This is a genomic window from Kitasatospora sp. NPDC053057 (assembly GCF_044546945.1).
GTDB lineage: Bacteria > Actinomycetota > Actinomycetes > Streptomycetales > Streptomycetaceae > Kitasatospora.
Genome location: NZ_JBITZP010000002.1, coordinates 193,367 through 214,129, shown reverse-complemented (window position 1 = coordinate 214,129; position 20,763 = coordinate 193,367). Strand labels below are relative to the sequence as shown.

Genomic DNA, 20,763 nt, shown 5'->3' with positions numbered 1-20,763 from the left:
CCACCGACCCGCACCCGCACCGCACCGCACCCACATCCGTACCCGCAGCACGGCACGCGCCGACGCCCGGCGTCCGCGTGCTCCCGTAGGCTGGACGGCTCATCGGGTTGTCCACAGGCTGGGGAAAGGAGATCGCCGTGAGCGAGTCGGCGGAGAGCTCCCCCGGCCCCGGCGCCGCCGAGCCCACCGGGGCCGACCTCGCCCGGTCCGCCCTGCGGGCGGCCCGCGCCCAGGCCCGTCAGCGCGGTGAGCAGGTCCAGCAGAAGCGCGAGGCGAAGCGGCACGGTCTGCGCAGCGGCGCCCGCTCGGACGGCCGCGACCCGGTGCCGCTGGGCGCGGCGCTGAACCGGCTGCTGACCGAGCGCGGCTGGGAGTCCTCCGCCGCGGTCGGCGGGGTGATGGGCCGCTGGCCGCAGATCGTCGGCCCGGACATCTCCGCGCACTGCCACCCCTCCTCCTACGACGAGGCCGCCGCGGTGCTCACCGTGCAGTGCGACTCCACCGCTTGGGCCACCCAACTCCGCTGGCTTGCCCGGCAGTTGGTGGCCCGTCTGAACCACGAGCTGGGCCACGGCACGGTCCGGACCATCAAGGTGCTCGGCCCGGCCGCGCCGGTCCGCGGCTACGGCCGGCTGCGCGCGCCGGGGAGCAAGGGCCCGGGCGACACCTGGGGCTGACCCCCGCCGCCGGCGGTCGGCCCCAGGCCGGGATCGGACCACGATCTTCCGGAACCCCTGACGGCCCTTCCAGGCGCCTCAGGCCCCCGGGTCGAGTATCGGGACACGTGCAGAGGGGATTCAGGGCGGCGTATCTGCCTTCAAGGGCTGCCAAACGCCCATCTCTGTCAGTCGTACCGGTAGACTGAAAGCCAAACACTGTTGCTAGTGGCAACCGAGTCGAAACGCCGTGGTCGCACGCTCGCCCGCACGGGGCGGGATTGCGGCCCGTGCTGTGCCAGAGAGGGCGCTTCGTGGCCGATTCCGGCAACCCCAGCCAGACCCCAGACCAGACCACCGACCAGGCTTCCTACACCGGTAGCAACATCCAGGTGCTGGAAGGCCTCGACGCCGTCCGCAAGCGCCCCGGCATGTACATCGGTTCCACCGGTGAGCGCGGCCTGCACCACCTGGTGCAGGAGGTCGTGGACAACTCCGTCGACGAGGCGATGGCCGGGTACGCCGACACCATCGACGTCACGATCATGGCCGACGGCGCGATCCGCGTCGTCGACAACGGCCGCGGCATCCCGGTGGACATCGTCCCCGGCCAGGACAAGCCCGCCGTCGAGGTCGTGCTCACCGTCCTGCACGCGGGCGGCAAGTTCGGCGGCGGCGGCTACGCCGTCTCCGGCGGTCTGCACGGCGTCGGTGTCTCGGTCGTGAACGCGCTGTCCACCCGGCTCTCGGTGGAGATCCACAAGGACGGCAACATCTGGACCCAGGACTACAAGATGGGCGCGCCGACCGCCGCCCTGGTCAAGGGCGCGGAGACCGACCGTACCGGCACCACGGTGACCTTCTGGGCCGACGCCGACATCTTCGAGACCACCGTCTACTCCTTCGAGACGCTCTCCCGGCGCTTCCAGGAGATGGCCTTCCTCAACAAGGGCCTGTCGATCTCGCTGACCGACGAGCGCCCCGAGCACGTGGACGAGGAGGGCAAGCCGCTCTCCGTCACGTACAAGTACGACGGCGGCATCGCCGACTTCGTCGCCCACCTCAACTCCCGCAAGGGCGAGGTCATCCACCCCTCGGTGATCGACTTCGAGGCGGAGGACAAGGACAAGGCGATCTCGGTGGAGGTCGCGATGCAGTGGAACTCCTCCTACACCGAGGGGGTCTACAGCTTCGCCAACACCATCCACACCCACGGCGGCGGTACCCACGAGGAGGGCTTCCGTGCCGCGCTGACCGGCCTGGTCAACCGCTACGCGCGGGACAAGAAGCTGCTCCGCGAGAAGGACGACAACCTCTCCGGCGAGGACATCCGCGAGGGTCTGACCGCGATCATCTCGGTCAAGCTCGGCGAGCCGCAGTTCGAGGGCCAGACCAAGGACAAGCTCGGCAACACCGAGGCGAAGACCTTCGTCCAGAAGGTCGTCCACGAGCAGCTCAACGACTGGCTGGACCGCAACCCCAACGAGGCCGCGGACATCATCCGCAAGTCCATCCAGGCCGCCACCGCGCGCGTCGCCGCCCGCAAGGCCCGCGACCTCACCCGCCGCAAGGGCCTGCTGGAGTCCGCCTCGCTGCCGGGCAAGCTCTCGGACTGCCAGTCCAAGGACCCGTCCGAGTGCGAGATCTTCATCGTCGAGGGTGACTCCGCCGGCGGCTCGGCCAAGCAGGGCCGCGACCCGCGCACCCAGGCCATCCTGCCGATCCGCGGCAAGATCCTGAACGTCGAGAAGGCCCGGATCGACAAGGTGCTGCAGAACACCGAGGTCCAGGCGCTGATCTCGGCCTTCGGCTGCGGCATCCAGGAGGACTACGACGAGTCCAAGCTGCGCTACCACAAGATCGTCCTGATGGCCGACGCCGACGTCGACGGTCAGCACATCCGCACCCTGCTGCTCACCCTCCTGTTCCGCTTCATGCGGCCGCTGGTCGAGTCCGGGTACGTCTACCTCGCCATGCCGCCGCTGTACAAGATCAAGTGGGGCAAGGACGACTTCGAGTACGCCTACTCCGACCGCGAGCGCGACGCGCTGATCGCCGCCGGGGTGGAGGCCGGGCGCCGACTGCCCAAGGACGACGCGATCCAGCGCTTCAAGGGTCTCGGCGAGATGAACGCCGAGGAGCTCCGGGTCACCACCATGGACGCCGAGCACCGGCTGCTGCTCCAGGTCACCCTGGAGGACGCCGCCCGCGCCGACGAGCTGTTCTCCGTGCTGATGGGCGAGGACGTCGAGGCCCGCCGCTCCTTCATCCAGCGCAACGCCAAGGACGTCCGCTTCCTGGACGTGTGACGCCTGCACCCCAGGCCCCGCACGTACCAGTCCGCGTGAAAGGAAACTGACCACCAGTGGTCGACGACAACCGTCCCGAAGGCGACCAGCCCGAGACCCCCGAGGCCGCCGAGGCCACCGCCCAGGCGACCATGCGGATCGAGCCGGTCGAGCTCGAGACCGAGATGCAGCGCTCGTACCTCGACTACGCCATGAGCGTGATCGTCAGCCGGGCGCTCCCCGAGGTCCGCGACGGCCTCAAGCCGGTGCACCGCCGCGTGCTCTACGCGATGTACGACGGCGGGTACCGGCCCGAGAAGGGCTACTACAAGTGCGCCCGCGTCGTCGGCGACGTGATGGGCAACTACCACCCGCACGGTGACACCTCGATCTACGACACCGTGGTCCGCCTGGCCCAGCCGTGGTCGATGCGGATGCCGCTGGTGGACGGCAACGGCAACTTCGGCTCCCCGGGCAACGACCCGGCTGCGGCCATGCGCTACACCGAGTGCAAGATGATGCCGCTGGCCATGGAGATGATGCGCGACATCGACGAGGAGACCGTCGACTTCGCGCCCAACTACGACGGCCGCTCGCAGGAGCCGACCGTCCTGCCTGCGCGCTTCCCCAACCTGCTGGTCAACGGTGCCACCGGCATCGCGGTCGGCATGGCCACCAACATCCCGCCGCACAACCTCCGCGAGGTCGCCTCCGGCGCGCTCTGGTACCTGGAGAACCCGGAGGCCTCCGCCGAGGAGCTGCTGGAGGCCCTGATCGAGCGGATCAAGGGCCCCGACTTCCCCACCGGCGCGCTGATCGTCGGCCGTCGCGGGATCGACGACTACTACCGCACCGGCCGCGGCTCGGTCACCATGCGCGCCGTGGTCGAGGTCGAGGAGATCCAGGGCCGCCAGTGCCTGGTGATCACCGAGCTGCCGTACCAGGTCAACCCGGACAACCTCGCGCTGAAGATCGCCGACCTGGTGAAGGACGGCAAGATCGCCGGCATCGCCGACGTCCGCGACGAGTCCTCGTCCCGCACCGGCACCCGCCTGGTGGTCGTGCTCAAGCGCGACGCGGTCGCCAAGGTCGTGCTCAACAACCTGTACAAGCACACCGAGCTGCAGACCAACTTCGGCGCCAACATGCTGGCCCTGGTCGACGGCGTGCCGCGCACCCTGTCGCTGGACTCCTTCATCCGGCACTGGGTCAACCACCAGGTCGAGGTCATCGTCCGGCGCACCACCTTCCGGCTGCGCAAGGCCGAGGAGCGCGCCCACATCCTGCGCGCGCTGCTCAAGGCCCTGGACCTGATCGACGAGGTCATCGCGCTGATCCGGGCCTCGGCCAGCGCCGACGCCGCCCGCACCGGCCTGATGGGCCTGCTGGAGATCGACGAGCTCCAGGCCAACGCGATCCTGGAGATGCAGCTGCGCCGCCTGGCCGCCCTGGAGCGCCAGCGGATCATGGACGAGCACGACGAGCTGCAGCGCAAGATCGACGAGTACAACGCGATCCTCGCCTCGCCGACCCGTCAGCGGGAGATCATCTCCGAGGAGCTCGCCGCGATCGTCGAGAAGTACGGCGACGACCGGCGGTCGACCCTCATCCCCTCGGACGGCGACCTCTCCATCGAGGACCTCATCGCCGAGGAGGACATCGTCGTCACGATCACCCGTGGCGGCTACGTCAAGCGGACCCGCTCCGACCTCTACCGCTCGCAGAAGCGCGGCGGCAAGGGCGTGCGCGGCGCCCAGCTCAAGCAGGACGACATCGTCGACCACTTCTTCGTGACGACGACCCACAACTGGATCCTGTTCTTCACCAACAAGGGCCGGGTCTACCGCGCCAAGGGCTACGAGCTGCCGGACGCCGGCCGCGACGCCCGCGGCCAGCACGTGGCCAACCTGCTGGCCTTCCAGCCGGAGGAGCACATCGCCCAGGTGATGGCCGTCCGCACCTACGAGGACAAGCCGTACCTGGTCCTCGCCACCCGGGCCGGCCTGGTGAAGAAGTCCCCGCTGAAGGACTACGACTCCCCGCGCTCCGGCGGCCTGATCGCGATCAACCTGCGCCAGGACGACGAGGGCCGGGACGACGAGCTGATCGGCGCCGAGCTGGTCTCCCCCGAGGACGACCTGCTGCTGGTCTCGAAGAAGGCCCAGTCGATCCGCTTCACCGCGACCGACGACACGCTGCGGTCCACCGGCCGCGCCACCTCCGGCGTCAAGGGCATGGCCTTCCGCGAGGACGACGAACTGCTCTCGATGAACGTCGTCCGTCCGGGCACCTACGTCTTCACCGCCACGGACGGCGGGTACGCCAAGCGGACCGCCGTGGACGAGTACCGTGTCCAGGGGCGCGGCGGCTACGGCACCAAGGCGGCGAAGATCGTCGAGGGCCGGGGCTCGCTGGTCGGCGCGCTCGTGGTCGACGACACCGACGAGATCATGGCGATCACCCTCTCGGGTGGGGTGATCCGCACGAGGGTTTCCGAGGTTCGTGAAACCGGACGTGACACCATGGGCGTCCAACTGATCAACCTCGGTAAGCGCGACGCGGTCGTGGGCATGGCCCGCAACGCGGAGGCCGAGGACGAGGAGACGGCGGAGGACGAGGTCACCGAGTCCACCGAGACGGCCGAAGGTGCGGGGACGGCGGTCGGCGGCGACGCCGAGGTCTGAACCGAACCGCAGACCGGTGCCGCCGCGTCCAGAGGAGTGGACGCGGCGGCACCGGACGCCGACCAGTACCGGGCAATCCCGCCGGGCGCTGGATGACGAGTGACGGACCAGGGCGGCGCCGCCCTGGTGGGAAGTGCGGGAGGACCAGGTGAGTGGAGCCACGGGTGCTGCGGGAGGACCCTCCGGCGGCCGTCCGGGCGCGCAGGGCGGGGGGTCGTACGGCGTGCCGGGACAGCCGCCGACCGAGCACTCGGCCGCGTCCACCTCGCTGATGCCGCCGGTCGGCGGAGCCGGCCAGAGCGGCGCGACCTACGGGGGCCAGACCCCGTCCGGCAACCAGGCCGCCGGCCAGAGCGGCTTCTCGCAGCCGACCACGTACGCCAAGGGGCAGCCGACCCCGGCCCGGGGCACCCGGACCAGCGGAAACACCCCGCCCGGCGGCACCCCCGTCCCCGGAGCGGCGCGCCGCCCCTCCGGCGGGCCCGCGACCCTCGGGGGCGGCCTCGGCCGCACCCGCAAGGCCCGGCTGCGGGTGACCAAGGTCGACCCGTGGTCGGTGATGAAGGTCAGCTTCCTGCTGTCGCTGGCCGTCGGCATCATCATCATCGTGGCCTCGGCCGTGCTGTGGATGACGCTGGACTCGCTCGGTGTCTTCGACTCGCTGACCAAGACGCTCAAGGACGTCACCGGCGGCGGTGCGGACAACGCCAGCAGCCAGCTCAACCTGATGGACTACATCGGCTTCGGCAAGGTCATGATGTTCACCACGCTGATCGCCGTGGTCGACGTCGTCCTGCTGACCGCGCTGTCCACGCTCTCCGCGTTCATCTACAACGCGGCGGCCGGCTTCACCGGCGGCATCGAGCTGACCCTGGCCGAGGAGGACTGATTCCGGCCGGATCCTGACCGAAAGTCAGTTCACCGTCCACGGACGGAATGTACGGGCCCCGCAGGCTGTTGCAGCCTGCGGGGCCCGTCGGCATTTCGGGTGACAGCCGGTCCCCGCGGCGTGCCGCCCGGAAACGGGCCACCCGCCGTGGGATTAGCTGGACGCCGCCCGTTCCCACCCCTGGGAGTGCCGCAGGCCGCCCCGGTCGGTCGACCGGGTCAGGAGAGGTTCCGCAGGACGGCTGGACGGAGGCGCGCGGTGGCGAAGCTCGCAGGTCAACTGGTGGAGGCCCTGGACGGGCTGTTGGGTATCCCGGTCCCCTTGCGGGTGCAGGCCTGGGACGGCAGCGTCGCCGGGCCGCCCGGAGCGCCCACGGTGGTCCTGCGCAACCGCAGGGGGCTGCGCCGCCTGCTCTGGCAGCCGGACGAACTGGGCCTGGCTCGGGCCTACGTCGCGGGGGACTTGGAGCTCGCCCCCGGCACCGACCTGTACGAGACGCTCTCCGCGGTCGCCCGCTTCGCCGAGCTCCCGGAGATCCGCACCATGGCCCTCGGGCCGCGCGACGTCCTCGGCGCCAAGGGCCGCCGGGTGCTCTCCGCCGCCCTGCGGGCCGGCGCGCTCGGCCCGGAGCCCACCCCGCCCCCGGAGGAGGTCCGCAGGGCCGGGGGGCGGCTGCACAGCCGCGGCCGGGACCGCGCGGCCATCAGTCACCACTACGACGTCGGGAACGACTTCTACGGCCTCGTGCTGGGCCCGTCCATGGTCTACTCGTGCGCCTACTGGACGCCCGAGGCGAAGAGCCTGGAGGCCGCCCAGGAGGCCAAGCTCGACCTGATCTGCCGCAAGCTCGGTCTGCGGCCCGGGATGCGGCTGCTGGACGTCGGCTGCGGCTGGGGATCGCTGCTGCTGCACGCGGCCAAGCACTACGGCGTCACCGCGGTCGGGGTCTCGATCTCCAAGGAGCAGGTCGCGCTGGCCCGGGCACGGGTCGAGGAGGCCGGCCTGTCCGACAGCGTCGAGGTCCGGCTGCAGGACTACCGGGAGATCGCCGACGGCCCCTTCGACGCGATCTCCAGCGTCGGCATGGCCGAGCACGTCGGCTCGGAGCAGTACCGGGTCTACGCCGACGGCCTGTACCGGCTGCTGGCGCCCGGCGGCCGGCTGCTCAACCACCAGATCGCCCGCCGCCCCGACTACCCGGGTGAACCGCACCGCACCAGCCCCTTCATCGACCGCTACGTCTTCCCCGACGGCGAGCTCTCCCCGGTCGGTTCCACCGTGGCCCGGCTGGAGGAGGCGGGCTTCGAGGTCCGGGACGTCGAGGCGCTGCGCGAGCACTACGGGCTGACCCTGCGCGAGTGGGTGGCCAACCTGGAGGCGCACTGGACGGAGGCGGTCCGGCTGGTCGGTCTCGGCCGTGCCCGGGTCTGGCGGCTCTACATGGCCGCCTCCGCGCTCGCCTTCGAGCAGAACCGGATCGGCGTCAACCAGATCCTCGCCGTGCGCAGCACCGAGGCGGGCCGGGCGGGCCTGCCGCCGACCCGCGAGGAGTGGCTGGTGCGCCCGGCCGCCGAGGTCACTGCCGCGACCCCGGCCGGAACGGATTTGGGAGATCGGCGGTCGGTCCGCTAATCTTTCAGTGCGGCAAGGGCCTATAGCTCAGACGGTTAGAGCGCTTCCCTGATAAGGAAGAGGCCACAGGTTCAAGTCCTGTTAGGCCCACCACCGCGAAGGGCCCGGAGTGATCCACTCCGGGCCCTTCGGCGTCGTTTTCGCAGATCGGGCGGCTTCCGGTACGCTCTGCTGTACAGCGAGGGCCTATAGCTCAGACGGTTAGAGCGCTTCCCTGATAAGGAAGAGGCCACAGGTTCAAGTCCTGTTAGGCCCACCGCCCCGAAGGGCCCGGAGTGATCCACTCCGGGCCCTTCGGCGTTCCCGGGCGAATTCGGGGGTCCGCCGCGTGCGGACGATCCGTACGACAGGAGGTGCGGCGTCAATCATCGGACCGGACCGCCGCGTTGACCGCACCGGTGGCTGGTCACGATTGGGACACCGGTGTGTATCATCGGCCGCAAGGGCAGTCTGGCACCCGGCAGCCCGTTCGCGCTCGAAACACATCTGGACTCGTCGGCCCGGTCGTCCCGGCCGGAGCACCGGCTCTTGAGTCCACCAACGCAAGAAGGACGAGGTCCCGCGGTGAAGAAGCTCCTCCTGGTCGCCCTGGTCGCCCTCGGCGGCTTCTTTGTCTACCGTCAGGTCCAGGCGGACCGCGCCGAGCAGGACCTGTGGACCGAGGCCACCGACCCGGTTCCGGCCGGTCGCTGAATCCCTGGCGATCTGACGATCGACGATCTTCGGAGGCGCTGATCCGCGCCTCCCGGACCGGCCGGCCCGTTCACCCGAACGGACCGGCCGGTTCCCCCAGGGGGACGGCTCTCGGAATCACGCCGGAACCCGGTACGCTAGTGCCCGTTGGCACGCGCCGTGCCGTCGAGGGGCATTAGCTCAGTTGGTAGAGCGCTGCCTTTGCAAGGCAGATGTCAGGAGTTCGAGTCTCCTATGCTCCACAGCGCCCGAAGGGCGGCTGACCTGGAAGACAGGTCAGCCGCCCTTCGGTTTTTCCGTTCTAGGCCTGCGGGCGGTCGTCCTCGGTGGGCTCCTCCGGGGGGACGCCGTTCACCGGGGCGGTGGCGGCGTGCGCCGCGGGCGGTTCGACCAGCCACTCCGGGTTGCTGTGCCGTCGCCACCACTGCCAGGCGACGATGCCACCGGCGATCGCCAGCACCCCGGCCAGGGCGAGGCCGGTGGTCCAGTTGCCGCACCGCTGCTCCCGCCTGGCGTTCCGGGCGGCGAGCTCGCTGATCTCGGCCGAGCTGACGTGGCCCTGGAGGGCGGTCAGCGCGGCGGCGCCGCGGGACTGGGCCTCCTGTGCGACCGGGGTGACCGCCTCGACGGCCTGGGCGACCCTGGGGCCGACCGTGGTGCGGGCCTGGTCGGCGGCGCGGGCGGCGGACAGGCGGGCCGCCAGGGCGGCCTCCTGGGCCCGGTGCAGGGCCCTCAGGGCGTTCTGCTGGGCCTCGGGGGACAGGCTGCCGAAGGCGTGGCCGAACTGCGGGGCTAGGTGCCGCTCGTACTGGACACGGAGGTTGTGGGCGGCCTGGTTGGCCTTTGGCCCGAGGGCGTCCAGGGCGGGACCGAGGCGCTGCTTGGCGCCGCCCGCGAACTGTGTGGCGGTGTCCCGGGTCCGGGTGGCGGTCTCACGGGCCGAGTCCGAAAAGCTCACGAGTCTCTCCTCCTGGGTGGGCGTCCCTTGTGCACATATCCACCTGAATGCTGATCATGCATCCTGATTTGTCCGACGGCACTCCGGGATGGGCCGGGGGAGGGGCGGGCGCCGGTCCTGCCCGGGGTGTCGGGGCGGGGCGCCGCAGTAGGCTGGCGGCTTCGGTGGTCGGTACGGGAAGGGGAAACCGCTGATGCTCCCGGACGAACCGCGACAGTCCACGGACGGGTCCTCCGAGGGCGGGCAGCCCGGCTGCTACCGGCACCCGCGGACGGCCACCGGGATCTCCTGCACCCGCTGCGAGCGGCCGATCTGCCCGCAGTGCATGGTGGCCGCCGCGGTGGGCTTCCAGTGCCCCGAGTGCGTCGGCAAGGGGCACGCCGGGGCGCGGCGGGCGACCACCCGGTTCGGCGGGGCGCCGACCGTGGACGGCGGGCTGGTGACCCGGGTGCTGGTCGGGACCAACATCGTGGTCTGGGTGCTGGCCGCCTACGTCCTCAACCCGCGGCTGGGCGAGGTCTGGTCGCTGGCCAGCGCCGGGCGGGCGCACCTCGGCGGTCCGTACGGCGTCGCCGACGGCCCGGCCCAGTGGTACCGGCTGCTGACCGCCACCTTCCTGCACCTCCAGTGGTGGCACATCGGGCTGAACATGCTGGTGCTGCTCTGGCTCGGCCCGCCGCTGGAGGAGGCACTCGGCCGGCTCCGCTTCCTGGCCCTCTACCTGCTCGCCGGCCTGGGCGGCAGCACCTTCGCCTTCCTGGTGGCCGGCGACTGGATGAACTCGGTGGGGGCCTCCGGGGCGATCTTCGGCCTGATCGGCGCCACGATCGTGATGCAGCTGCGGAACCGGGGGCCGCTCGCCCCGGCGCTGGCCTTCCTGGTCTTCAACCTGGTGGTGACGTTCTCCCGTCCGGGCATCGACTGGCGGGCGCACATCGGCGGGCTGGTGATCGGCGGGCTGGCCGCCCTCGGCCTGATGTACGCCCCGCGCGAGCGCCGCGGCCTGGTCCAGGGGCTGACGGTGGCCGGGGCGGTGGCGGTGGAGGCGGCGATGCTGCTGACCGGGATGGCCCTCTACGGCGTGTGACGCCTCGGACGTTTGTCCACAGCGGGTGCGGGGTTGTGCACAGGCTGTGCGGCGACCCGACTGCGGATTGCTGTTCTACGCGCGTCCTCCTGTGCGAATTCCGTACTTCCGGGGAGTTGTGCACAGCTGTGGGCGGCGCGGGCCGGAAAAGTTATCCACAGGCTGTGAGGACTTTTCCCCAGTGTGGATAACCATGTGGATAAGCCTGACCGTGTGATCGTGGGACTGTCCGATGGCGGTCGGCCGACCGCGCCCCGACCGGTTCCGGGCACGCCGAACCGCCGCTTCGGGGCCAGCGGATCCGAAGCGGCGGAAAAGGCCCGGATTCGGGCCTCAGGACGCGCGGGGCGTCACTTCCACTGGGTGGAGACGCCGAACCCGGCCGCGATGAAGCCAAAGCCGACGAGGATGTTCCAGTTCCGCCAGCTCTCGACCGGGTAGCTGCCGCTAGTCACGTAGTAGGTGACGATCCACACCAGGCCGATCAGGAACAGTGCCAGCATCAGCGGTGCGACCCAACTACGGCCCGAACTGATCTTCACCGCGGCCGTGGTCGGCGGGGTGTAGTCGGACTTCTTGCGGAGTCGAGACTTCGGCACGAGGAGCTCTCCTGTCGATGCGCTGTGAGACCGCGCAGAGGTGCAGCGGGTGAGACGCCGACGGTCGGTCGCGGGGAGCGCTCTGGGACCGCTCCCCCACCTGCCACCGGCGTCCGTTAGCGTAGTGGCTCGGCGGGTCTCAAGGAGATAAGGGTACGGTGACTAATTTGTCGATTCCCCCCGGGAAGGCCGTCACCCGCCGTTCCGGCATCCGAATTGTCGGCCGTGCCCTGACCTGCGCCGTGTTCGCGCTCGCCGGTCTGCTCTTCTACGTCAGCGCGCAGACCGCCCGCGGCACCGACCTTCGGACCGACAACTCACTGCTGAGCCTCGGCGACGTGGTCCGCCAGCGCAGCTCGCAGAACCAGCAGGCGCAGGCCCAGCTGGCCGACCTCCAGGCCCGGGCGCAGGAGCTCACCGAGCAGCAGGGCCACGACCCCGCCGACGCGGCGCAGCTGGGCGGCCTGCGGCTCGGCGCGGCCCTGGAGCCGGTGCAGGGCGGCGGACTGACCGTCACCCTCAACGACGCCCCGCCGAACGCCACCGCGCGCATTCCCGGGGTCCCCGAGCCGGGCGTCAACGACCTGGTCATCCACCAGCAGGACATCCAGGCGGTGGTCAACGCGCTGTGGCGGGGCGGCGCCGCGGGCGTGCAGGTGATGGACCAGCGGCTGATCTCCACCAGCGCCGTCCGCTGCGTGGGCAACACCCTGCTGCTCCAGGGCCGGGTCTACTCCCCGCCGTACGTGGTCAAGGCGGTGGGGAAGACGGATGCCCTGCGCTCGGCCGTCGAGGCGGACCCGACGATCCGCAACTACCTGCAGTACGTCCAGGCGTACGGCCTGGGCTGGAAGGTCCAGGAGAGCGGCGACCTGACGCTGCCCGGTTACTCCGGCACCACCGAACTCCGGTCGGCGGGTTGACCACGGCGGCGCCGGTGGCGGACCGGCCTCGCGGCCGTTGATCCCGGGTCTACTCTTGACCCCAGTCCGCTACCTCGAGGGAGCACCATGTACGGCTGGATCTGGCGTCATCTGCCGGGGAACACCCTGGTCCGGGCCGTCATTTCGCTGCTCCTGATCCTGGGGATCGTCTACCTCCTCTTCACCTACGTCTTCCCGTGGGCGGAACCGCTGCTCCCCTTCGGTGACGTCACAGTGGACGGCGGCGACGGCGCCTCGGCCGGCTGACCCGGCGGGCCCGGAACTTCCCCCCAGCACCGCATCCCACGGAGACCACGCGCGCATGACCACCCAGTCGACCCCGCCCCGCATCCTGGTCGTGGACAACTACGACAGCTTCGTCTTCAACCTGGTCCAGTACCTGTACCAGCTCGGTGCCACCTGCGAGGTGGTGCGCAACGACGAGGTGACCGTCGAGCACGCCGTCCGCCGGGCGGGGGAGGAGGGCTTCGACGGGGTGCTGCTCTCCCCCGGGCCCGGGTCGCCCGAGGAGGCCGGGGTCTGCATCGCGATGGTGCACCACTGCGCGGGGATCGGGCTGCCGGTGTTCGGCGTCTGCCTGGGTCTGCAGTCGATCGCGGTCGCCTACGGCGCGGTGGTCGGCCGGGCCCCGGAGCTGCTGCACGGCAAGACCTCGCCGGTCGAGCACGAGGACGGCGGGGTGTTCGAGGGCCTGCCCTCGCCGCTGACCGCGACCCGCTACCACTCGCTGGCCGTCGACCCGGCCACCGTGCCGGACGAGCTGGTGGTCACCGCCCGGACCGGGAGCGGCGTGATCATGGGCCTGCGGCACCGTGAACTGCCGGTCGAGGGCGTGCAGTTCCACCCCGAGTCGGTGCTGACCGAGGGCGGGCACCGGATGCTCGCCAACTGGCTGGCGGAGTGCGGCTTCCCGCAGGCCGTGGACCGGTCGGCCGGGCTCGCCCCGGTGATCGGCCGGGGCTGAGCGGCGTGACCGCGGTGCGTCCGGAGGGGCGTTACCAGCCGGAGGCCGGCCCGTACGAGGGCGCGCAGCAGTACGACGGCGCGCGGCAGCACGAGGGCGCGCAGTACGGCGCGCGGCCGTACGAGGCCCCGCAGTACGGCGTCGGGGTCCAGGGCGGCCTGTACCCGCAGGAGCACCCGGCCCAGGGCGCGCCCGAGGACGGCTGGGGCGTGTACGAGCAGGCCGAGCAGCCCGCCGAGGGCGGTCCCGAGTACCCGTGGCTGCCCGACCAGACCCTCCAGCTGCGCCTGCCCGCCGACGGCGCCGAGCCGGCCGCCGAGCCCGCCCCGCCCACCGGGGGCCGGGCCGAGCGCCGCCGGGCCGCCCAGGGCCGGACCTCGGTCCGTACGGGCGGCGGCCGGCGCCGGGCGAAGGGCCGGGGAGGCGAGGGGCCGCGCCCCAAGGAGTCCGCGGTCGTGGTGGGCGCCCGTTTCGTCGGCGAAATGTGCATCACCCTCGGCGTGGTGATGCTGCTGTTCGTCGCCTACCAGCTCTGGTGGACCAACGTGCAGGCCGACGAGGCCGCCGCCGGGGCCCGCGACCAGCTGGAGCAGCAGTGGGACGCCCAGCCGCCCGGGGCGGGGCAGCCGGCCCCGGACCCGAACAAGCCCGAGGTGTTCGAGCCCGGCAAGGGCTTCGCCATCATCTACCTGCCCAAGCTGGGGCTGAAGTTCCCGATCGCCGAGGGCACCTCCAAGTCGGCGGTGCTCGACAAGGGCCTGGTCGGCCACTACACCGGCACCGCGATGCCGGGCGACCAGGCGGGCAACTTCGCGCTGGCCGCCCACCGCAACACCCACGGCGAGCCGTTCCGGTACATCAACGAGCTCGGCAAGGGCGACAAGGTCGTGGTGGAGACCGCCGCCGGCTACTACACCTACGAGATCACCGGCGGCATCCCGCAGACCTCCCCCAACAACGTGAGCGTGATCAAGCCGGTGCCGAACGGCTCCGGGTACACCGGCCCGGGCCGGTACATCACGCTGACGACCTGTACCCCGGAGTTCACTTCGAAGTTCCGTCTCATCCTGTTTGGCAAACTGATCGAGGATCGGCCGCGCAGCCAAGGCAAGCCGGCCGCGATCACGGGCGGATAGCCGCCCGGGGGCCCGGTTTCGGAGGGGGAGCACCACAGATGCAGGACGACGGGACCACGCGGTCGGCCGAGCCGGCCCAGGAGGCCTTCCCCCCGCCCGAACGGGCCGCCGGGAAGGGCCGCGGCGGGCGGAGTCGGGCGCTGGCCGCACTGGGCGTCTTCGGCGAGCTGCTGATCACCCTGGGCCTGGTGCTCGGCCTGTTCGTGGCCTACTCGCTCTGGTGGACCAACGTGCAGGCGGACCGCTCCGCGGCGGCCGCCTCGGACAAGCTGCGCGACTCCTGGGCGGCCGGCCCGGCCCCGGGCGGGTCCGGTGCCGCCCCCGGGCCGGGCGGGGCGGCCGCGGCGCCGACCGCGATCGGGGACGATGTGGGCTTCCTGCACGTCCCGGCGATGGGCCGGGACTTCCAGGTGCTGATCCGGATGGGCACCTCCACCGCCGTCCTGGACGAGGGCGTGGCGGGCGTGTACGAGCAGCCCTACAAGTCCGCGATGCCCTGGGACCAGGCGGGCAACTTCGCGCTGGCCGCCCACCGGGACGGCCACGGCGCCAAGTTCCACGACCTGGACGCCGTCCACAAGGGCGACGCGGTCGTGGTCGAGACCAAGGACAAGTGGTACGTCTACAAGGTCGACAACACCCTGCCGGAGACGTCCAAGTACGACACCGGCATCGTCGCGCCCGTCCCGGCGAGCTCCGGGTACACCGCCCCCGGCCGGTACATCACCCTGACCACCTGTACGCCGGTGTACACCTCGCGGTACCGGATGGCCGTCTGGGGGAGCCTGGTGCGGGTGGACGCCATGGACGCCAAGCGCACCCCGCCGCCGGAGCTGCGGCACTCCTGAGGCCCTCTCAGGCCCGGTCCGGGGGGAACACGCCGAGGGCCCGTCGCGATTACCGCGACGGGCCCTCGGGCGTTCACTGCTCGGGTGGACCGGCCCTCAGAACCAGGGGAAGAAGGGCTTAGTGGTCGGTCCCCCCTTTGCCGGGGGGTGTGGTGACGGGGTCGCCCCCTTTGGCCGGGTCGGCGGGCCGGGTGAACAGCTGCACCTGGGTGTTCGGGTCCAGCTGGGTGCCGGCGCCCGGGTTGCTCTGGACGACGACCGCGTTCAGGTCCTGCGGGCCGCTGAGCACGGTGTAGCCCAGGCCGGCCTTGGACAGCGCGGCGATCGCGTCCGACAGCTTGGAGTTCTGCAGCGGCGGGACGGTGGACTTGTCCGGCGCCTTGTAGACCGTCAGGGCGATCTTCGTGTTGGCCGGGACCTTGGTGTTGGGGGCGACCGACTGCAACGCGACGGTGTTGACCTTGGTCGGGTCGTTGGTCGGCGTGGTCTTCGACGTGTCGACCTGGAAGCCGAGGGCCTGCAGCTGGTTCTGCGCGTCGTCCTTCTGCGCGCCCACCACGTTCGGGACGGTCTGCTTGGTCTTGCCCTGCGAGATCGTCAGCTTGACCGGGGCGCTCGGGTCGGCGGTGGAGCCGGCCGGCGGGTCCTGGGCGACGACGGTGTCCTGCGGGGCGGTGTCGTCGTCCTTGTAGTCGGGGGCGGCGACGTTGGTGAACCCGGCCGAGGCCAGCGCCTGCATCGCCTGGTCCTTGGTCTTGCCGGTCAGGGCCGGCATCTGCTGCTTGGCCGGACCGGAGGACAGCTGCACGGTGATGCGGGCGTCCTCGGCGACCTGGGTGCCGGCCGTCGGGGTCTGGGTGCAGACCTGGTCCTTCTTGACGTTGGCGTCCGGGCAGGCGATCTTGTCGCCCTCGGTGACCGAGAGCTTGGAGCCGGCCGCGGTCGCCGCGGTCTTGGCGTCCGCCAGGCTCTTGCCGACCAGGTTGGGCGCGGTCACCTTCGCGGTGTCCGTGCCGCCCTTGTCGCTGAACATCGCCTGGGCCACGAAGAAGGTGCCGACCAGGACCAGCACGGCGGCGACCGCCAGCACGATCCAGGAGGTGTTGCTCTTCTTCGGCCGGTTTTCGCCGCGCCGGCCGCCGCCCTGGCCGTAGCCGTCGTCGTAGCCGTCGTGGCCGCCGCCCTGGGCGCCGGCGTAGGTCTGGCCGTAGCCGTCGTCCTGGTAGCCGTCGTGGCCCTGGGCCCCGGCCTGCGGCAGCAGGGTGGTCGGGCCGCCGCCGGGCTGCTGCGGCAGCACGTTGGTCTGGCCGTACGGGTCGTGCTGCTGCGGGTAGCCGTTCTGGTCGTAGCCGTACCCGGCCGCGCCCATGCCGTAGGCGGCGGCCTGCTGGGCGGCGGCGACCGGGAGGCCGTCGAGGAAGCGCTCGATGTCGTCGCGCATCTCGTCGGCGCTCTGGTAGCGGTAGTCGCGCTCCTTGGCGAGGGCCTTCAGCACGATCGCGTCGATCTCGGGGCGCACCTCGGGGTCGAAGACCGACGGCGGCTGCGGCTCCTCCCGGACGTGCTGGTAGGCCACCGCGACCGGGGAGTCGCCGACGAAGGGCGGGCGCACGGTCAGCAGCTCGTAGAGCAGGCAGCCGGTGGAGTAGAGGTCGGAGCGGGCGTCGACCTGCTCGCCCTTGGCCTGCTCGGGGGAGAGGTACTGGGCGGTGCCGATCACGGCCGAGGTCTGGGTCATGGTCATCCCGGCGTCACCCATCGCACGGGCGATGCCGAAGTCCATCACCTTGACGTTGCCCTGCCGGGTCAGCATCACGTTGGCCGGCTTGATGTCGCGGTGCACGATGCCGGCCCGGTGCGAGTACTCCAGGGCCTGGAGGATGCCGATGGTCATCTCCAGCGCCCGCTCGGGCAGCAGCCGGCGGCCGGAGTGCAACAGCTCGCGCAGCGTCGAACCCTCGACGTACTCCATCACGATGTACGGGATGGAGATCCCGTCGATGTAGTCCTCGCCGGTGTCGTACACGGCGACGATCGCGGGGTGGTTCAGGGACGCCGCGGACTGTGCCTCGCGGCGGAAGCGGGCCTGGAACGACGGATCCCGTGCCATGTCGGCCCGGAGCGTCTTCACTGCGACGGAACGGCCGAGCCGGGTGTCATGGCCGAGGTACACCTCGGCCATGCCGCCGCGTCCGAGGACGCCGCCGAGCTCGTACCTGCCGCCGAGGCGACGAGGCTCATCCATAGTTCCGACCCTCTCCCTCACCCGCCGGTGAGGTTGTGACGTAGGTGTCCCCGCACGCTCTGGGTGACGCCGCGCGCGCCGCGACCGGTTCTCCGGCCGGGCCGTGCGCCGCCTCGCGGGCGGCAACGGGCACACCCGCTGCTGGCGGATACGCTACCGGTCGCGCCGCACCGGACCGGAGTCAGCCGTCGGCCGATATCAGACCGGTATCCGGGCGGGGGTGCCGATCGTGACATTCGCCTCACCCCCGGCCCTACTTGCCGAGCGCGGCCTGCATCACCGCCTTGGCGATCGGGGCCGCGAGCCGGCCGCCGCTGATGCCGTCGCGGTTGTCGGAGCCGTCCTCGACCACCACCGCGACCGCGACCGACTGGCCGTCCGGGGTCTTGGCCCAGGAGGTGAACCAGGCGTAGGGCAGTCCGGAGTTGTTCTCGCCGTGCTGCGCGGTGCCGGTCTTGCCGCCGACCTGGAGGCCCGGGATCTGGGCGTTCTTGCCGGTGCCGTCCTGGACCACCGAGACCATCAGGTCCTGCATCTTCTGCGCGGTGGCCGGGCTCATCGCCTGGGAGAACTGCTTCTCGGTGTGCTTGGAGATGGTGGTCAGCGAGGCGGAACGCTCCTGGTCGACCAGGTACGGCTGCATCAGGCTGCCGTTGTTGGCGATCGCGGCGGAGACCATGGCGACCTGCAGCGGGGTGGCGCGGGTGTCGTGCTGGCCGATCGAGTCCTGGGCGGTGCCGTCCAGGCTGGCGCTGTTCGGGAAGACGCTCTTCTCGGCCCGGACCGGGGTGTCGATGGTGCTGTTGAAGCCGAACTTCTCGGCCTGCGCCCGCATCTTGTCCTTGCCCAGGTCCGCACCGATCTTGGCGAAGACCGTGTTGCAGGACTGGTCCAGCCCGGACTTCACGGTGGCGTTCTCGCAGCGCTCGTTCGGGCTCTCGTTCTTCAGCGCGGTCTGGGTGCCGGGCAGGATGTACGGGTCCGGGGTCGAGGTGGTGTCGTCGATGTTCTGGAACATGCCGTTCTCGAACGCGGCGGTCGCGGTGACCAGCTTGAACGTCGAGCCGGGCGGATAGGTGTACTTCAGCGCCCGGTTGTCCATCGGCTTGTTCGGGTCGGCGTTGAGGGCCTTCCAGGCGTCACCGTCGTCGTTGCCCGCGATGGTGCCCGGGTCGTAGGACGGGGTGGAGACCAGGGCCAGGATCGCGCCGGTCTTCGGGTCGAGCGCGACCACCGCGCCCTTCTTGTCGCCCATGGCGTCGAAGGCGGCCTTCTGGACCTTGGCGTTGATGGTCGTGACGACGTCGCCGCCGCGCTGCTGCTCGCCGGTCAGCATGTCCAGGGTGTTGCGGAAGAACAGCCGGTCGTCGGTGCCGGACAGGATGCCGTCCTCCAGGTTCTCCAGCCCGTTGGAGCCGTAGGCCTGCGAGGAGTAGCCGGTGACCGGGGCGTACATCGGGCCGTTGACCCAGGAGCGCTTGTACTTGTAGCGCAGCCCGTTCACGAAGTCGGAGTTCGTCACCGGCTGGCCGCTGACGATGATGTTGCCGCGCGGGTGGGCGTAGCGGTCGTACAGCTGGCGCTTGTTGTTCTTGTTGGAGGCCCAGGCGTCGGCCTGGACGCCCTGCACCCAGTTGGTGCGCACCATCAGGGCCAGGATCAGCACGAGGCAGAAGATCGAAACCCGTCGGATCGGCTTGTTCATCGGGCGGGTCCTCCCTGGCCCTCGGTGGCCGGGGCCGGTTCGACCCCGGGTCGGCGCGCGCTGTCGCTGATCTTCAGCAGGATCGCGACCAGCGCCCAGTTGGCGACCACGGACGAACCGCCCTGCGCGAGGAACGGCATGGTCATACCGGTCAGCGGGATCAGTCCGGTGACCCCGCCGGCCACGACGAACACCTGCAGCGCCATCGCCGAGGCGAGCCCGACGGCGAACAGCTTGCCGAAGGGGTCGCGGGCGGCGACGGCGGTGCGCAGGCCGCGCTGCACCAGCAGGGCGTACAGCAGGAAGATCGCCATCAGGCCGGTGAGCCCGAGCTCCTCGCCGAAGGAGCCCAGGATGAAGTCGCTCTTGGCGGCGAAGTTGATCAGCCAGGAGCGGCCCTGGCCGAGGCCGGAACCGGTCACCCCGCCGGAGCCGAGTGCCATCAGCGACTGGCCGATCTGCTCGGTGGCGCCCTTGGGCGGGTTCGCGGAGAAGGCGGCCATCGGGTCGAGCCAGGCGTCGATGCGGACCTTGACGTGGCTGGTGGTCGTGGCGACCGCGACCGCGCCGCCGACCGACATCAGCAGGCCGAACAGGATCCAGCTGGTCCGCTCGGTGGCGACGTAGAGCATCACCACGAACAGGCCGAAGAACAGGAAGGACGTGCCGAGGTCGTTCTCGAAGACCAGGATCAGCAGGCTGAGCAGCCAGATCACGATGATCGGGCCGAGGTCGCGGCCGCGCGGCAGGTACAGGCCCATGAAGCGGCGGCTGGCCAGCGCCAGGGCGTCCCGCTTGACCATCAGGTACCCGGCGAAGAACACGGTCAGGACGATCTTGGCGAACTCGCCGGGCTGGATGGAGAAGCCGCCCATCCGGATCCAGATCTTCGCGCCGAAGTCCTCCGCCCGGGCCGGGAAGAAGGCCGGCGCGGCGAGCAGCACCAGCGCCACCACCATCGAGATGTAGGTGTAGCGCTGGAGCACCCGGTGGTCCTTCAGGAAGACCATGACGCCGATGAACAGCGTGATCCCGAGGGCCGACCACATCAGCTGGTTGCGGGCCGCCGGGAAGTTGCCGCTGAGCAGGTGGCCGGCCTTGTCCAGCCGCCAGATCATCACCACGCCCAGCCCGTTCAGCAGGGTGGCGATCGGCAGCATCAGCGGGTCCGCGTACGGCGCGAAGCGGCGCACCAGCAGGTGCGCGACCAGCGCCAGCGAGCCCATGCCGAGGCCGTAGCCGAGCATGCCGGCCGGCACCCGGGAGTCCATCGCCAGGCCCACGTTGGCGTACGCCAGGATCGGCAGCAGGACCGCGAAGACCAGCAGGGCCAGCTCGGTGTTGCGCCGGTTCGGAGTGCCCTGGGGCGAGATGGTGGTGTTGCCCCGGCGCCGCGGCACGACACGCCCGGCCGCCGCCCGGCGCCGGGCGCCGG

17 protein-coding genes and 3 tRNA genes are annotated in these 20,763 nt (G+C 71.0%); 15 read left to right on the top strand and 5 right to left on the bottom strand.

Annotated features, from left to right (window positions below; translation table 11 throughout):
• Nucleotides 1–137: 137 nt before the first annotated feature.
• From ACIG5E_RS03590 to ACIG5E_RS03550, 9 genes are all read left to right on the top strand, one after another.
• A complete protein-coding gene (locus ACIG5E_RS03590; RefSeq protein ID WP_396531223.1) occupies nt 138–677 on the top strand; it encodes a DUF721 domain-containing protein in 540 nt (179 codons plus the stop codon).
• 269 nt (nt 678–946) lie between these two features.
• Complete coding sequence (gene gyrB, locus ACIG5E_RS03585) at nt 947–2,965, top strand: DNA topoisomerase (ATP-hydrolyzing) subunit B (protein ID WP_396531222.1); 2,019 nt, start codon at nt 947–949, stop codon at nt 2,963–2,965.
• 131 nt (nt 2,966–3,096) lie between these two features.
• Nucleotides 3,097–5,628, top strand: a complete 2,532-nt coding sequence (gene gyrA / locus ACIG5E_RS03580; RefSeq protein ID WP_396531451.1) for a DNA gyrase subunit A — start codon at nt 3,097–3,099, stop codon at nt 5,626–5,628.
• Nucleotides 5,629–5,851: 223 nt separating this feature from the next.
• Nucleotides 5,852–6,517: a DUF3566 domain-containing protein gene (locus tag ACIG5E_RS03575; protein WP_396531221.1), complete on the top strand. Its 666-nt coding sequence runs from the start codon at nt 5,852–5,854 to the stop codon at nt 6,515–6,517.
• Between the two features lie 258 nt (nt 6,518–6,775).
• The gene (locus tag ACIG5E_RS03570) at nt 6,776–8,149 is read left to right on the top strand and encodes a class I SAM-dependent methyltransferase (protein ID WP_396531220.1); all 1,374 of its coding nucleotides are present in this window, start codon (nt 6,776–6,778) and stop codon (nt 8,147–8,149) included.
• A 16-nt stretch (nt 8,150–8,165) separates the two neighbouring features.
• Nucleotides 8,166–8,242: transfer RNA gene (locus ACIG5E_RS03565), tRNA-Ile, on the top strand.
• 89 nt (nt 8,243–8,331) lie between these two features.
• A tRNA-Ile gene (locus tag ACIG5E_RS03560) sits at nt 8,332–8,405 on the top strand.
• 308 nt (nt 8,406–8,713) lie between these two features.
• A complete protein-coding gene (locus ACIG5E_RS03555) occupies nt 8,714–8,842 on the top strand; it encodes a DLW-39 family protein (protein WP_014137031.1) in 129 nt (42 codons plus the stop codon).
• A 169-nt stretch (nt 8,843–9,011) separates the two neighbouring features.
• A tRNA-Ala gene (locus ACIG5E_RS03550) sits at nt 9,012–9,084 on the top strand.
• Between the two features lie 59 nt (nt 9,085–9,143).
• Here the strand turns inward: ACIG5E_RS03550 and ACIG5E_RS03545 are convergent.
• A complete protein-coding gene (locus ACIG5E_RS03545) occupies nt 9,144–9,800 on the bottom strand; it encodes a DUF5324 family protein (RefSeq protein WP_396531219.1) in 657 nt (218 codons plus the stop codon).
• Between the two features lie 193 nt (nt 9,801–9,993).
• Here ACIG5E_RS03545 and ACIG5E_RS03540 point away from each other — a divergent pair, with 193 nt between their 5' ends.
• Complete coding sequence (locus ACIG5E_RS03540) at nt 9,994–10,887, top strand: rhomboid family intramembrane serine protease (protein ID WP_396531218.1); 894 nt, start codon at nt 9,994–9,996, stop codon at nt 10,885–10,887.
• A 350-nt stretch (nt 10,888–11,237) separates the two neighbouring features.
• On the opposite strand, the gene crgA is transcribed toward ACIG5E_RS03540, so the two are convergent.
• Nucleotides 11,238–11,486, bottom strand: coding sequence for a cell division protein CrgA (crgA, locus tag ACIG5E_RS03535; protein WP_350876761.1), 249 nt, complete (start codon nt 11,484–11,486; stop codon nt 11,238–11,240).
• Nucleotides 11,487–11,653: 167 nt separating this feature from the next.
• On the opposite strand from crgA, the gene ACIG5E_RS03530 reads away from it, so the two are divergent.
• The 5 genes from ACIG5E_RS03530 to ACIG5E_RS03510 all read left to right on the top strand — a co-directional run bounded on the left by ACIG5E_RS03530 (nt 11,654) and on the right by ACIG5E_RS03510 (nt 15,378).
• Entirely contained in the window at nt 11,654–12,409 is a 756-nt protein-coding gene (locus ACIG5E_RS03530; protein ID WP_396531217.1) for a DUF881 domain-containing protein, read from the top strand.
• A gap of 87 nt (nt 12,410–12,496) precedes the next feature.
• A complete protein-coding gene (locus ACIG5E_RS03525; RefSeq protein ID WP_030278236.1) occupies nt 12,497–12,676 on the top strand; it encodes a hypothetical protein in 180 nt (59 codons plus the stop codon).
• A 55-nt stretch (nt 12,677–12,731) separates the two neighbouring features.
• Entirely contained in the window at nt 12,732–13,394 is a 663-nt protein-coding gene (locus tag ACIG5E_RS03520; protein WP_396531216.1) for an aminodeoxychorismate/anthranilate synthase component II, read from the top strand.
• 5 nt (nt 13,395–13,399) lie between these two features.
• A complete protein-coding gene (locus tag ACIG5E_RS03515) occupies nt 13,400–14,530 on the top strand; it encodes a class E sortase (protein ID WP_396531215.1) in 1,131 nt (376 codons plus the stop codon).
• A 38-nt stretch (nt 14,531–14,568) separates the two neighbouring features.
• On the top strand, nt 14,569–15,378 hold the full coding sequence (locus tag ACIG5E_RS03510) for a class E sortase (protein ID WP_396531214.1): 810 nt from the start codon (nt 14,569–14,571) through the stop codon (nt 15,376–15,378).
• Nucleotides 15,379–15,496: 118 nt separating this feature from the next.
• Here ACIG5E_RS03510 and pknB read toward each other — a convergent pair whose 3' ends face one another.
• The 3 genes from pknB to ACIG5E_RS03495 all read right to left on the bottom strand — a co-directional run bounded on the left by pknB (nt 15,497) and on the right by ACIG5E_RS03495 (nt 20,728).
• Nucleotides 15,497–17,623 (bottom strand): Stk1 family PASTA domain-containing Ser/Thr kinase, encoded by a 2,127-nt coding sequence (gene pknB, locus ACIG5E_RS03505; RefSeq protein ID WP_396531213.1) that lies wholly within the window; start codon nt 17,621–17,623, stop codon nt 15,497–15,499.
• Between the two features lie 253 nt (nt 17,624–17,876).
• Nucleotides 17,877–19,328 (bottom strand): peptidoglycan D,D-transpeptidase FtsI family protein, encoded by a 1,452-nt coding sequence (locus ACIG5E_RS03500; RefSeq protein ID WP_396531212.1) that lies wholly within the window; start codon nt 19,326–19,328, stop codon nt 17,877–17,879.
• The gene (locus ACIG5E_RS03495) at nt 19,325–20,728 is read right to left on the bottom strand and encodes an FtsW/RodA/SpoVE family cell cycle protein (RefSeq protein ID WP_396531450.1); all 1,404 of its coding nucleotides are present in this window, start codon (nt 20,726–20,728) and stop codon (nt 19,325–19,327) included. Before ACIG5E_RS03495 ends, ACIG5E_RS03500 begins: the two co-directional genes overlap by 4 nt.
• Nucleotides 20,729–20,763: the final 35 nt, after the last annotated feature.

Excerpts from the sequence above, each read along its gene's own strand:
- gyrA (WP_396531451.1), top strand. The coding sequence starts at position 3,097 with ATGCGGATCGAGCCGGTCGAGCTCGAGACCGAGATGCAGCGCTCGTAC.
- ACIG5E_RS03540 (WP_396531218.1), top strand. The coding sequence starts at position 9,994 with ATGCTCCCGGACGAACCGCGACAGTCCACGGACGGGTCCTCCGAGGGC.
- ACIG5E_RS03525 (WP_030278236.1), top strand. The coding sequence starts at position 12,497 with ATGTACGGCTGGATCTGGCGTCATCTGCCGGGGAACACCCTGGTCCGG.
- ACIG5E_RS03520 (WP_396531216.1), top strand. The coding sequence starts at position 12,732 with ATGACCACCCAGTCGACCCCGCCCCGCATCCTGGTCGTGGACAACTAC.
- ACIG5E_RS03510 (WP_396531214.1), top strand. The coding sequence starts at position 14,569 with ATGCAGGACGACGGGACCACGCGGTCGGCCGAGCCGGCCCAGGAGGCC.
- pknB (WP_396531213.1), bottom strand. The coding sequence starts at position 17,623 with ATGGATGAGCCTCGTCGCCTCGGCGGCAGGTACGAGCTCGGCGGCGTC.
- ACIG5E_RS03500 (WP_396531212.1), bottom strand. The coding sequence starts at position 19,328 with ATGAACAAGCCGATCCGACGGGTTTCGATCTTCTGCCTCGTGCTGATC.